The 13,091-nt window shown below is 59.4% G+C and carries 11 protein-coding genes and 5 tRNA genes; 13 read left to right on the top strand and 3 right to left on the bottom strand.

Features of this window, described 5'->3' with window-relative positions; translation table 11 throughout:
* Positions 1–186: 186 nt before the first annotated feature.
* From ND528_RS02305 to ND528_RS02290, 4 genes are all read left to right on the top strand, one after another.
* Positions 187–1,629, top strand: a complete 1,443-nt coding sequence (locus ND528_RS02305) for a mechanosensitive ion channel family protein (RefSeq protein WP_024012372.1) — start codon at positions 187–189, stop codon at positions 1,627–1,629.
* Positions 1,630–1,712: 83 nt separating this feature from the next.
* The gene (xth, locus tag ND528_RS02300; RefSeq protein ID WP_263469576.1) at positions 1,713–2,507 is read left to right on the top strand and encodes an exodeoxyribonuclease III; all 795 of its coding nucleotides are present in this window, start codon (positions 1,713–1,715) and stop codon (positions 2,505–2,507) included.
* A 100-nt stretch (positions 2,508–2,607) separates the two neighbouring features.
* Positions 2,608–3,441 (top strand): arylamine N-acetyltransferase family protein, encoded by an 834-nt coding sequence (locus ND528_RS02295; RefSeq protein ID WP_263469575.1) that lies wholly within the window; start codon positions 2,608–2,610, stop codon positions 3,439–3,441.
* Between the two features lie 278 nt (positions 3,442–3,719).
* Positions 3,720–5,243, top strand: a complete 1,524-nt coding sequence (locus tag ND528_RS02290; RefSeq protein WP_130911608.1) for a nucleobase:cation symporter-2 family protein — start codon at positions 3,720–3,722, stop codon at positions 5,241–5,243.
* Positions 5,244–5,356: 113 nt separating this feature from the next.
* On the opposite strand, the gene ND528_RS02285 is transcribed toward ND528_RS02290, so the two are convergent.
* Positions 5,357–5,432: transfer RNA gene (locus ND528_RS02285), tRNA-Asn, on the bottom strand.
* A 10-nt stretch (positions 5,433–5,442) separates the two neighbouring features.
* On the opposite strand from ND528_RS02285, the gene ND528_RS02280 reads away from it, so the two are divergent.
* The gene (locus tag ND528_RS02280) at positions 5,443–5,655 is read left to right on the top strand and encodes a hypothetical protein (protein WP_178083705.1); all 213 of its coding nucleotides are present in this window, start codon (positions 5,443–5,445) and stop codon (positions 5,653–5,655) included.
* Positions 5,652–5,882 carry a hypothetical protein gene (locus ND528_RS02275; RefSeq protein WP_122506462.1) on the top strand — a complete coding sequence of 77 codons (231 nt, stop codon included), beginning with the start codon at positions 5,652–5,654 and terminating at the stop codon, positions 5,880–5,882. The genes ND528_RS02280 and ND528_RS02275 overlap by 4 nt, the downstream gene beginning before the upstream one ends.
* Here ND528_RS02275 and ND528_RS02270 read toward each other — a convergent pair.
* Both ND528_RS02270 and ND528_RS02265 read right to left on the bottom strand, forming a co-directional pair.
* Entirely contained in the window at positions 5,879–6,079 is a 201-nt protein-coding gene (locus ND528_RS02270; protein ID WP_263469574.1) for a hypothetical protein, read from the bottom strand. The two genes, ND528_RS02275 and ND528_RS02270, sit on opposite strands and share 4 nt — an antisense overlap.
* Before the next feature lie 258 nt (positions 6,080–6,337).
* Positions 6,338–7,534 carry an amino acid aminotransferase gene (locus tag ND528_RS02265; protein ID WP_016773918.1) on the bottom strand — a complete coding sequence of 399 codons (1,197 nt, stop codon included), beginning with the start codon at positions 7,532–7,534 and terminating at the stop codon, positions 6,338–6,340.
* Positions 7,535–7,871: 337 nt separating this feature from the next.
* Here ND528_RS02265 and uvrB point away from each other — a divergent pair, with 337 nt between their 5' ends.
* From uvrB to ND528_RS02230, 7 genes are all read left to right on the top strand, one after another.
* A complete protein-coding gene (gene uvrB / locus ND528_RS02260; RefSeq protein WP_024012378.1) occupies positions 7,872–9,887 on the top strand; it encodes an excinuclease ABC subunit UvrB in 2,016 nt (671 codons plus the stop codon).
* 217 nt (positions 9,888–10,104) lie between these two features.
* A complete protein-coding gene (gltX, locus tag ND528_RS02255) occupies positions 10,105–11,586 on the top strand; it encodes a glutamate--tRNA ligase (protein WP_263469573.1) in 1,482 nt (493 codons plus the stop codon).
* Positions 11,587–11,831: 245 nt separating this feature from the next.
* Positions 11,832–11,907 (top strand) — tRNA-Ala (locus tag ND528_RS02250).
* 79 nt (positions 11,908–11,986) lie between these two features.
* A tRNA-Glu gene (locus ND528_RS02245) sits at positions 11,987–12,062 on the top strand.
* 53 nt (positions 12,063–12,115) lie between these two features.
* Positions 12,116–12,191: transfer RNA gene (locus ND528_RS02240), tRNA-Ala, on the top strand.
* 80 nt (positions 12,192–12,271) lie between these two features.
* Positions 12,272–12,347, top strand: a tRNA-Glu gene (locus ND528_RS02235).
* Between the two features lie 182 nt (positions 12,348–12,529).
* Positions 12,530–13,069 carry a TetR/AcrR family transcriptional regulator gene (locus ND528_RS02230; protein ID WP_016773921.1) on the top strand — a complete coding sequence of 180 codons (540 nt, stop codon included), beginning with the start codon at positions 12,530–12,532 and terminating at the stop codon, positions 13,067–13,069.
* Positions 13,070–13,091: the final 22 nt, after the last annotated feature.

Here is a 13,091-nt window from a genome sequence, read left to right as displayed (position 1 = left end):
AGCCTGCTCGCGAATGCTCTGTTTCAGTCCAAGAGGTAGTGACTGACAGGACGCCTTCGCGAGCAGGCTCGCTCCTACAGGTTTTTCAGCGTTTTCGAGACGCTGTTCATCCACCGAAATCAATTGCTCCTACACTGTGCCAATCTGTGCGATCTTCTCGCGATTGGCCTTTGTCGGAGTTGTTTGATGCTGTCTCTGCTGACCGAACACCCGTTGTTTAGCGCGTTGATCCTGATCCTGCTCGATCTTGGCCTGTGGCGGCTGATCAGCTCTCGCGGCAGCGAATGGAAGCTGTTGGTGCGGGTGCTGATTTTCGCCTTGTTCAGCATTGTGCTGTTCAACGAAGGCCTCAACCCGATGGAACCGGCACCGTGGGCCGACAACGTGCCGCTGCATCTGGCGGCGACCGGGTTGCAGATCGGGTGGTGGCTGTTTGGTGCGCGGACCCTGACGGTGCTGATCGGCGCGGTGATGATGCAACGGGTCGGCCATACCGGCCGGCTGTTGCAGGACTTGCTCGGCGCGGTGATTTTCCTCATCGCGATCATTGCGGCGCTGGCGTACGTGCTCGATCTGCCAGTCAAAGGCGTGCTGGCGACGTCCGGCGCGTTGGCGATCATTGTCGGCCTGGCTTTGCAGAGCACCTTGAGCGACGTGTTCTCCGGCATCGTCCTCAACACCACCAAGCCCTATCAACTTGATGACTGGATCTCCATCGACGGCACCGAGGGCCGCGTCACCGACATCGACTGGCGCGCCACGCGTCTGCAGACCAGTCAGGGCAGCATGGCGGTCATTCCGAATTCACTGGCGGCTAAAGCCAAGATCATCAACTTCAGTCGGCCGAGCAACATGTTCGGCGTTTCCGTCAGCGTGCCCGTCAGCCCCCATGCCCGGCCCAGCTCAGTGATCGAGGCGTTGGAGCGAGCGATGCAAGGCTGCCGGCAATTGCTCGACACGCCGGCGCCGAGCGTATCGTTGAAGAGTTCTGCCAGCGGCGGCGCGGAGTACGAAATCAGCGGGTTTGTCGCCTCGATGGGCGAGAAGCGCGTGGTGCGCAATCAGTTGTTCGATCTCGCGTACCGGCATTTGCAGGCCTCCGGGGTCAACCTGCTGTCGAGCAACGAGACCAGCGCCGCACCGCAGTTGTCGCGGCCACGGGCGCTGCTGGAAAGCTCACCGATCTTCTCGACTCTGCGTGAAGAAGAGAAAGACACCTTCAGCCAGAACATGACTCTGCAAACCTTCCGCGCCGGCGAAACGATTCTCGCGGGCGGGGAGGTCAGCGATCATTTGTTCATCATTGAATCCGGCGTGGTTTCGGTGACGCTCAAGCGCCACGGCGCACCCCTGGAATCCGGGCGCATGGGGCCGGGTGAGGTGATCGGCGAGGCCGGGATTCTTTCCGACACCGCCTTGCCGGCGGATTTTTCCGCGAAGACTTTCTGCGCGCTGTATCGCATCGAGAAGTCCTACCTGAAACCGTGCCTGGACGCGCGCCATGACATCCACGATGCGATGCAGGCGTTGCTCGATTTCCGTCTGCACAAGGCGCAGTCGCTGACCGAGGAAACGCCCGTGGTCGCGCCGAAAAGAGGCTTTCTGCAATGGCTGCGTAATCGCGTCTGAGCTGTCGCATTGTCATTCGATGCAACCTGCGCGGCGTTCTCAGGGTCACAATTTGCAATCCCACCGGGCAGGAGTTGCAGACGATGAAAAACCTGCGAATCGCCACCTTCAACGTCAACGGCATGCGCGCGCGGCTGCCGAATCTGCTGGAATGGCTCAAGCGCGAGCAGCCGGACATCGCCTGCCTGCAAGAGCTCAAATCAGTCGACAGCGCATTTCCCGCCGCCGAACTGGAAGCCGCCGGTTACGGCGCAATCTGGCAGGGCCAGGCGTCATGGAATGGCGTGGCGATTCTGGCGCGTGATGCGCAGCCTTTGGAGAGTCGACGCGGTTTGCCCGGCGATGCCGATGACACCCACAGCCGCTATATCGAAGCGGCGGTGCACGGTGTGCTGGTCGGTTGCCTGTATCTGCCCAATGGCAACCCGCAGCCGGGGCCGAAATTCGATTACAAACTGGCCTGGTTCGAGCGTCTGATCAATTACGCCAAAGACCTGCAAAGCAGCGATCACCCGGTGGTGCTCGCCGGTGACTTCAATGTCGTGCCCACCGACATGGACATCTACAACACCCGATCCTGGCTCAAGGATGCTTTGTTGCAACCCGAAAGCCGCGAGTGCTACCAGCGGCTGCTGGATCAGGGCTGGACCGATTCTCTGCGCCACGTGTATCCCGAAGAGCGCCTCTACACCTTCTGGGATTACTTCCGCAATCATTGGCAAACCAACTCCGGCCTGCGCATCGACCACCTGCTGCTCAACCCGGCATTGAGCCCGTATCTGCATGACGCTGGCGTCGACGCCTGGGTGCGCAATGAACCGCACGCCAGTGACCATGCGCCGACGTGGATTCGGATCGGCTCGCGGAAAAAACGCTGAACGGCCGATTAGCGAAATCAATTGTCGAAAGCCGTGCCTGATCCCGTATACAGGGCAACATCCACGCAGTGTTCTGCGGCCCATGCATAAGGATCGAGCAATGAGTGCGCCACGGCTGACCAATACCAATCTGTACCTGCAACGTCTGGGTTTCGATGCGCCGCCGCCACCGACGCTGGAAACCTTGCATCAGTTGCAACTGCGCCACACCGCTCAGTTTGTTTTCGAAAATCTGGCAACGATCAGTGGAGAGCCGGTGTTGATCGACTTGGTCTCCATCGAAGACAAGGTGTTGCAGCAGGGGCGGGGCGGCTACTGCTATGAGCTCAATCATTTGTTCTATGCGCTGCTGCTTGAATTGGGCTTCGACGCGCGGGCGATCAGCGGGCGCGTGGTGATGAATCAGCCGGAAGGCAGCTGGACGGCGCGAACCCATCGTTTGAGTCTGGTGACCATCGACGCAGTGCGTTACATCACCGACGTCGGCTTCGGTGGCATGGTGCCCACCGCGCCGCTGCTGCTCGACAATGAACATGAGCAACCCACCCCGCACGAACCTTACCGCATCGACAAGCAAGCAGATGGCTACCTGCTGCGCGCCAAAGTCGCAGGCGAATGGCGGCCGATGTACCTGTTTGATCTGCAACGCCAGGAAGACATCGATTACACCGTCGGTAACTGGTACGTCTCCACCCATCCCGAGTCACCTTTTGCCCAGCGCCTGATGGTTGCGCGCACCGGGGATGGCTGGCGCAAGACGCTTAACAACGGCAGTTTTGCCATACATCACATGGGCGCGGACAGTGAGCGGCGCGAGGTGGCGGACGTCGACGAGCTGATGGAGTTGCTGCGCCGCGAGTTCGACCTTCAGGTCCCTGATTCACCGCGTGTACGACAAGCGCTGGCTCGGGTCATCGCGCCAGCCTCCATCTAAGGCTTTACATCAGGCTCCAATACGCGACGGATTTCGCCGATGGCCGCTAAAAGAGCGCGACTGCACCGTCGGTCGCCGTGAACACTTCAGCCTGGTGGGCACTGGCGCGGACGCAGCGGGGATGTGTTGCCGGATTTGTTGGGGCAAGAAGCGCAGGCTAGAAGGTTGGATGGCTACCTAACCATTATGTGACTGATAAGTTGTATACAACTCTATGGACATTTGTCCTGAGTATTGAATACAGTGTGCGCATAACAAAAACCAGGGAACCCCCCACCATGAAAACGCCCCATGTTTCACACCAACGGCCCGAGGACGAAAACCTCGGGGTCGGCGCGAATATGGCTTACGGCCTGCAACATGTTCTGACCATGTACGGCGGTATCGTTGCGGTGCCACTGATCATTGGCCAGGCGGCCGGTCTGTCGCCGGCGGACATTGGTCTGTTGATTGCTGCTTCATTGTTTGCGGGGGGGCTGGCGACGTTGCTGCAAACCCTGGGTCTGCCGTTTTTTGGCTGTCAGTTGCCGCTGGTCCAGGGCGTATCGTTCTCCGGCGTGGCGACCATGGTCGCGATCGTCAGCAGCGGCGGGGAGGGCGGTTTCCAATCGGTGCTGGGTGCGGTGATTGCCGCCTCGTTGATCGGCTTGCTGATCACGCCGGTGTTCTCACGCATCACCAAGTTCTTTCCGCCCCTGGTCACCGGCATTGTGATCACCACCATTGGCCTGACGCTGATGCCTGTGGCCGCACGCTGGGCGATGGGCGGCAACAGCCACGCGCCGGACTTCGGCAGCATGCAGAACATCGGTCTGGCGGCGGTCACGCTGGTGCTGGTGTTGCTGCTGAGCAAGGTTGGCAGCGCGACCATTTCCCGGCTGTCGATTCTGCTGGCCATGGTCATCGGCACGGTGTTGGCGGTGTTCCTTGGGATGGCGGATTTCTCCAGCGTCACCACCGGTCCCATGTTTGGCTTTCCGACACCATTCCACTTCGGCATGCCGACCTTCCATTTCGCCGCGATTCTGTCGATGTGCATTGTGGTCATGGTGACGCTGGTGGAAACCTCGGCGGACATCCTTGCGGTGGGTGAGATCATCGGCACAAAGGTCGACTCGAAACGCTTGGGCAACGGCCTGCGTGCCGACATGCTGTCGAGCATGTTCGCGCCGATCTTCGGTTCTTTTACACAAAGTGCTTTCGCGCAAAACGTCGGCCTGGTGGCGGTGACCGGGATCAAGAGCCGATTCGTGGTCGCTACCGGCGGCTTGTTCCTGGTGGTGCTCGGCCTGCTGCCGTTCATGGGCCGGGTGATTGCCGCCGTGCCGACTTCGGTACTTGGCGGCGCCGGGATCGTGCTGTTCGGTACTGTGGCTGCGAGCGGCATCCGCACGTTGTCGAAGGTGGACTACCGCAATAACGTCAACCTGATCATCGTTGCCACCTCGATCGGTTTCGGCATGATCCCGATCGCCGCGCCGAACTTCTACGATCATTTCCCGAGCTGGTTCGCGACGATTTTCCATTCGGGCATCAGTTCGTCGGCAATCATGGCGATCCTGCTCAACCTGGCGTTCAACCACTTCACGACCGGCAATTCGGATCAACAATCGGTGTTCGCCGCAGCGGAAGAGCGCACCCTGCGTTATCGCGATCTCGCCGCGCTGCGTGAAGGCGATTACTTCAGCGACGGCAAGCTGCATGATTGCGATGGCAAGGAAGTGCCGGTGATCGAGCCGGATGACCATGATCATGGCCACGGCGCGCCGAAGGTGCAGGTGAAAAGCAGCGAACATGTCTGACCGCTGCGTCTGAAACAGAAAAGGCCGATCTGCCCAAACAGATCGGCCTTTTGGTATTTTTCGTGCGCCCACAAAAAAGCCCCTGAACCTTGCGATTCAGGGGCTTTGCTATTTGGCTCCACAACCTGGACTCGAACCAGGGACCCAGTGATTAACAGTCACTTGCTCTACCAACTGAGCTATTGCGGAATTGGTGCGTATGTTACTGATTCAAAAAGAGAAGTCAAGCATCGCCTGGCAACTTTTGCGATTCGTCGGGACGGACGGCGTTTTGTCGGTGATTGGCGGTTACCAGAAAGGCTTCAGAGGTCTACCATGGCAGCCCGGAAGTGGTCACACGCGCTACCGGCCATTCGCCGCAAAGGTACGCGCCATGAATCAAATCACCCGCAACAGCGAGGTGCTCGCATGAGCACTGCACAGATCAGCCTGCCCAAGGGCATCGGCCCGCACGCCGAAAAACTTTTCGATGCAATCACCGGGGCAAGCACTGCCGAAGAATTGAACCGCGCCGGCGGCAAGGCTGAAGGTTTTGTCCTCGGTCTGGAAAGCAGCAAGGCCATCAAGAGCCAGGTCGCCGAATCGCTGTATGTGATTTACGACGATGCTGCCACTCAACGCGCGGCCGAGCTGGCTTAACTGCCGAAGGTAATCGTGCCGAGCATCAGCTTGGCATAGACCACCGTCGCCGCCAGTTGCACCAGCCACAGGGCCAGGCCACCGAGAAATACCCCGGCGGCGACTTGCAGTACCAGGCTCTTTTCACGCTTGGCCGGAGCGCGCGGGATGAAATCATCCAGGTCGTCACGGTCAGCGCGCAGGTTGTCGTTTTTCATGTGGGTTCTCTTCAAAAATCTCGGGTGTACACAAAACCGGTAGGAGCTGCGGAACGCTGCGATCTTTTGATCTTGCTCTTGATCTTGATCTTGATCTTAAAAAACAAGATCAAAAGATCGCAGCCTCGTTTCACTCGTCAGCTCCTACCAGCTCCTACGGTTCTGAATTGTGTGCAGTCTAGAGGTTGCAAGGCGTTTCCAGAGACAAATAAAAACGGGAAGCCGAAAAGGCTTCCCGTTTTTCATCACTGGCCGAAATCAGATGACCTGAACGATCGCGTCCGTCACAGCCTTGATGTTGCTCTGGTTCAGCGCGGCCACGCAGATGCGGCCGGTGTCCAGGGCGTAGATGCCGAACTCGTTGCGCAGGCGATGCACCTGTTCAGTGGTCAGGCCGGAGTAGGAGAACATGCCGCGCTGACGACCAACGAAGCTGAAATCGCGGCCCGGGGCTTTTTCCGCCAGCAGGGCAACCATCTGTTCGCGCATGCCGCGAATACGCAGGCGCATCTCGGCCAGCTCGGCTTCCCACTGCGCGCGCAGTTCCGGGCTGTTGAGCACGGCAGCAACAATGCTGGCGCCATGGGTCGGCGGGTTGGAGTAGTTGGTGCGGATCACGCGCTTGACCTGCGACAGCACGCGCGCGCTTTCTTCTTTCGATTCGCTGATGATCGACAGTGCGCCAACGCGTTCGCCGTATAGCGAGAACGATTTGGAGAACGAGCTCGAGACGAAAAAGGTCAGGCCGGATTCGGCGAACAGGCGCACAGCGGCGGCGTCTTCGTCGATGCCGTCGCCGAAACCCTGGTAAGCCATGTCGAGGAACGGCACGTGACCTTTGGCCTTGACCACTTCCAGCACCTTGTTCCAGTCCGCCGGGGTCAGGTCGACGCCGGTCGGGTTGTGGCAGCAAGCATGCAGGACAACGATCGAGCCGTTCGGCAGGGCGTTGAGGTCGTCGAGCATGCCGGCACGGTTCACGTCATGGGTGGCAGCGTCGTAGTAACGGTAGTTCTGCACCGGGAAACCAGCGGTTTCGAACAGTGCGCGGTGGTTTTCCCAGCTCGGGTCGCTGATCGCCACGACGGCGTTCGGCAGCAGTTGCTTGAGGAAGTCGGCACCGATTTTCAGTGCGCCAGTCCCGCCGACGGCCTGAGTGGTGATGACGCGACCGGCGCTGATCAGCGGCGAATCGTTGCCGAACAGCAGTTTCTGCACGGCCTGGTCGTAGGCGGCGATGCCATCGATCGGCAGGTAACCGCGCGAAGCGTGTTGCGCGACGCGAATCGTCTCGGCTTCGATCACCGCACGCAGCAGTGGAATTCGCCCCTCTTCGTTGCAGTACACGCCCACGCCCAGGTTGACCTTGGTGGTCCGGGTATCGGCGTTGAATGCTTCGTTGAGGCCCAGGATTGGATCGCGGGGTGCCATTTCGACAGCGGAGAACAGGCTCATTATTACGTCGGCTCTGAATGGAGAGTGGAGGGACGTGTAGCGCTCCAGCCGAATGCACTAGAGCGGTGCACAAACGGGGAGCTAGTATAGAGGCCATCACCGCGCAATGGCGACAGGCGAATCGGCTTTTACGGTAAGTTTTTCCGATTATTTCTTGACCGTTAGTCGATTGACTTTGTCAGATTCTTTACCGGATGTAGGACGTTTGCCTTGAAAGGTCAGGCAATCGCCACCACATTCAGCACAATCCAGGTTTTTTCTTGCGCGACATCGGTCGTTTGCGGTCGTCCTCGTGGTGTTCCGTCTGACGCGGAACGCCGCGATTCCAGAGGTGTGTATGTCGGAATTCCAGCTAGTCACCCGCTTCGAGCCCGCCGGCGATCAGCCGGAAGCCATTCGCCAGTTGGTTGAGGGCATTGACGCCGGGCTGGCGCACCAGACGCTGCTCGGTGTGACCGGTTCGGGCAAGACCTTCAGCATCGCCAACGTCATTTCGCAGGTACAGCGTCCGACGCTGGTACTGGCGCCGAACAAGACCCTGGCCGCGCAGTTGTACGGGGAGTTCAAGGCGTTCTTCCCGAACAACGCGGTGGAATATTTCGTTTCCTACTACGACTACTACCAGCCCGAAGCGTATGTGCCGTCGTCCGACACCTTCATCGAGAAGGACGCGTCGATCAACGACCACATCGAGCAGATGCGCCTGTCCGCGACCAAAGCGTTGCTGGAACGCAAGGACGCGATCATCGTCACCACGGTGTCGTGCATCTATGGTCTGGGCAGTCCGGAAACCTATCTGAAAATGGTCTTGCACGTTGATCGCGGCGACAAGCTTGATCAGCGCGCTCTGCTGCGGCGCCTGGCCGACCTGCAATACACCCGCAACGATATGGATTTTGCCCGGGCGACGTTCCGCGTGCGTGGTGACGTGATCGATATCTTCCCGGCGGAATCCGACCTCGAAGCGATCCGCATTGAGCTGTTCGATGACGAGGTCGAGAGCATTTCCGCCTTCGACCCACTGACCGGCGAAGTCATCCGCAAGATGCCGCGCTTCACTTTCTACCCGAAAAGTCACTACGTGACGCCTCGGGAAACCCTGCTCGACGCCATCGAAGGCATCAAGGTCGAATTGCAGGAGCGCCTCGAATACCTGCGCAGCAACAACAAACTGGTGGAAGCCCAGCGTCTTGAACAGCGCACCCGTTTCGACCTGGAAATGATCCTCGAACTGGGCTATTGCAACGGCATCGAAAACTACTCGCGCTACCTGTCCGGGCGTCCGGCCGGCGCGGCGCCACCCACGCTTTACGACTACTTGCCCGCCGACGCCTTGCTGGTGATCGACGAATCCCACGTCAGCGTGCCGCAGGTCGGCGCAATGTATAAGGGCGACCGTTCGCGCAAGGAAACCCTCGTTGAGTACGGCTTCCGCCTGCCTTCGGCGCTGGACAACCGGCCCATGCGTTTCGACGAGTGGGAAGGGGTCAGCCCGCAGACCATCTTCGTCTCGGCAACGCCCGGCAACTACGAAGCCGAGCACGCCGGCCGCGTGGTTGAGCAAGTGGTACGGCCGACCGGTCTGGTCGACCCGCAGGTTGAAGTGCGGCCGGCGCTGACCCAGGTCGATGACTTGCTCTCGGAAATCACCAAGCGCGTGGCGATCGAAGAACGTGTGCTGGTCACCACGCTGACCAAGCGCATGGCCGAAGACCTGACCGATTACCTCGCCGACCACGGCGTGCGCGTGCGTTATCTGCACTCGGACATCGACACCGTCGAGCGCGTCGAGATCATCCGCGACTTGCGCCTCGGCGTGTTCGATGTGTTGGTCGGGATCAACCTGCTGCGCGAAGGGCTCGACATGCCGGAAGTGTCGCTGGTGGCGATTCTCGATGCCGACAAGGAAGGCTTCCTGCGTTCCGAACGCTCGCTGATCCAGACCATTGGCCGTGCGGCACGTAACCTCAACGGCCGAGCGATTCTCTACGCCGATCGCATGACCGGTTCGATGGAGCGAGCGATCGGCGAGACCGAGCGCCGCCGCGAGAAGCAGATCGCCTTCAACCTTGAGAACGGCATTACCCCGAAAGGTGTGATCAAGGACGTCGCCGACATCATGGAAGGCGCCACCGTGCCGGGTTCGCGCAGCAAGAAGCGCAAAGGCATGGCCAAGGCCGCCGAAGAGAACGCCAAGTACGAAGCCGAGTTGCGCTCGCCAAGCGAAATCACCAAACGCATCCGCGCGCTGGAAGAGAAGATGTACCAACTGGCGCGGGATCTGGAGTTTGAAGCGGCGGCGCAGATGCGCGACGAGATTGCCAAACTGCGCGAACGACTTCTCACCGTTTGATCTTGATCGCCTTGCCGGGCCTCTTCGCGAGCAGGCTCGCTCCCACATAGCAATTGCATATTCCTGTGGGAGCGAGCCTGCTCGCGAATGGCCTTCACACAATCGGAAGGCCTTAGGGCTTCCGGCTTAAATACCCTGCCCGCTGGAGCGGGGCGGGTGTCGCCTGTTACCATTCGCCGCTTGATTGTTTTGCTTTTCATTCTTTTCGAGACATGCCATGACCACCGTCCGCACTCGCATCGCGCCATCGCCTACCGGGGACCCCCACGTAGGTACCGCTTACATCGCATTGTTCAACTACTGCTTTGCCAAGCAGCACGGCGGTGAGTTCATCCTGCGCATCGAAGACACCGATCAGTTGCGTTCGACCCGCGAGTCCGAACAGCAGATCTTCGACGCCCTGCGCTGGCTCGGCATCGACTGGAGCGAAGGCCCGGACGTCGGCGGCCCGCACGGCCCATATCGGCAGAGCGAGCGCGGCGATATCTACCAGAACTACTGCCAGCAACTGGTCGACATGGGCCATGCGTTCCCGTGCTTCTGCACTGCTGAAGAGCTGGACCAGATGCGCGCCGAGCAAATGGCTCGCGGCGAAACTCCACGTTACGACGGTCGCGCACTGTTGCTGTCGAAGGAAGAAGTCGCGGCGCGCCTGGCTGCTGGCGAACCGCACGTGATTCGCATGAAGGTGCCGAGCGAAGGCGTCTGCGTGGTGCCGGACATGCTCCGTGGTGACGTCGAGATCCCGTGGGATCGTATGGACATGCAAGTGCTGATGAAGACCGATGGCCTGCCGACGTACTTCCTCGCCAACGTCGTCGATGACCATCTGATGGGCATCACCCACGTCCTGCGTGGCGAAGAATGGCTGCCATCGGCGCCGAAACTGATCCTGCTTTACGAATACTTCGGCTGGGAACAACCGGAGCTGTGCTACATGCCGCTGCTGCGCAACCCGGACAAGAGCAAGCTGTCCAAGCGCAAGAACCCGACCTCGGTGACGTTCTACGAGCGCATGGGCTTCATGCCGGAAGCGATGCTCAACTACCTCGGGCGCATGGGCTGGTCGATGCCGGACGAGCGCGAGAAGTTCTCGCTGCAGGAAATGGTCGACAACTTCGACCTCAAGCGTGTCTCCCTCGGCGGGCCGATCTTCGACATCGAGAAGCTATCGTGGCTCAACGGCCAGTGGCTGCGCGATCTGCCGGTGGAAGAGTTTGCCGCCCGCGTGCAGAAGTGGGCGTTCAACTCTGAATACATGATGAAAATCGCGCCGCACGTGCAGGGCCGGGTTGAAACTTTCAGCCAGGTCGCACCGCTGGCGGGGTTCTTCTTTGCCGGCGGCGTTAATCCGGACGCCAGGCTGTTCGAGTCGAAAAAGCTCTCCGGCGATCAGGTTCGCCAGTTGATGCAGTTGATCCTGTGGAAACTGGAAAGTCTGCGGCAGTGGGAGAAGGACAGCATCACCGCGACGATTCAGGCGGTGGTCGAATCCCTCGAGCTGAAACTGCGCGACGCGATGCCGCTGATGTTTGCTGCGATCACCGGGCAGGCGAGTTCGGTGTCGGTGCTCGATGCGATGGAAATCCTCGGCCCGGATCTCACCCGTTTCCGCCTGCGACAGGCGATTGAGCTGCTGGGCGGCGTGTCGAAGAAAGAAAACAAGGAATGGGAAAAGCTCTTGGGCTCTATCGTCTAAACGCTTTTGCTTCTTGGTAGGAGCTGCCGCAGGCTGCGATCTTTTGATCTTGTTTTCAAAAGGCAAAGTCAAAAGATCGCAGGCTGCGCCAGCTCCTGCAGGTCTGCCCGCGTTGCAAACCTCCCGGTTTTACAGGGGAGGGCGGTAAGTGATTGTTATCCCGGCAAAAAATTTTGAAATTTTTCAAAAATAAGTTTGACAGGCTTTCGATACGCCCTTAAGATTCGCCCCGTCCTCAGCGATGAGGGGCTATAGCTCAGCTGGGAGAGCGCTTGCATGGCATGCAAGAGGTCGACGGTTCGATCCCGTCTAGCTCCACCAATTTACACTTCGAGGTCTGGCCACACCGGCCTTGAAGCGATCAGCACTCAGCGTTGATCAGTTGTATAGAAGGGTTTGCGTCCCCTTCGTCTAGTGGCCTAGGACACCGCCCTTTCACGGCGGTAACAGGGGTTCGAGTCCCCTAGGGGACGCCAGTTTTACAGAAGTGATGTTGCAAGAGATCACTCCGCCGTGAGGCGAAAAATCCGGGGCTATAGCTCAGCTGGGAGAGCGCCTGCATGGCATGCAGGAGGTCAGCGGTTCGATCCCGCTTAGCTCCACCAATTTTACAGTTCAAGGTCTGGCCACACCGGCCTTGAATCGATCAGCTCTCAGCACTGATCAGTTGTATAGAAGGGTTTGTGTCCCCTTCGTCTAGTGGCCTAGGACACCGCCCTTTCACGGCGGTAACAGGGGTTCGAGTCCCCTAGGGGACGCCACGATTACCCGCTCTGCGGGATTTTATAAGGGTCATTCAATTATTGAATGGCCCTTTTGTTTGTCTGGCGTTTGGCCAACTCTCCTTTTTCCTTACACTGTGCTTCAGACCAGCGGTCATATTCATGACTTGCGGAATATTATTATGCGAATAATATTCTAGTCGTAATATTCGGAGGCAACGATGAACGATAAAAAAGCTCAAACCCGCGAACGCATCCTCAAGGCTGCCAGCGCCGCGTTGATTCAGCGCGGCCCGGCAGACCCGAGCGTGGGCGAAGTGATGGGCGCAGCCGGCCTGACCGTCGGCGGCTTCTACGCACACTTCGAAAGCAAGGACGCGATGATGCTCGAAGCGTTCAAGCAACTGCTGGGCCGCCGTCGCGACCTGATTGCCGACATGGACGCCGATCTGACCGGCGAAGAGCGTCGCGCTTTGGTCGCTGCGTTCTACCTGTCGCGCAAACACCGTGATTCCAGCGAAGCCGCATGCCCGATTCCGGCGTCTATTGGCGAGCTGGGCCGTCTGCCAGAGTCGTTCCGCATTGCACTGAACGAGCATCTGGAGCTGATGGTCGCGCAACTGGCGGCCAGCCCTGAAGACACCGACAAGGCTCTGGCCGATGTCGCGTTGATGGTCGGTGGTCTGGCCTTGGCCAGAGCGCTGGGTCCGGGAGAGTTATCCGATCGATTGCTGCGCGCCGCCAAGTCGGCGGTGCGTTGACCTGAAGGCAACAAGCCTGAGG

Source organism: Pseudomonas mercuritolerans (assembly GCF_025706525.1).
GTDB classification, from domain to species: domain Bacteria; phylum Pseudomonadota; class Gammaproteobacteria; order Pseudomonadales; family Pseudomonadaceae; genus Aquipseudomonas; species Aquipseudomonas mercuritolerans.
The sequence above is the reverse complement of the archived record's forward strand: the minus strand, read 5'-3'. Positions and strand labels throughout refer to the sequence as shown.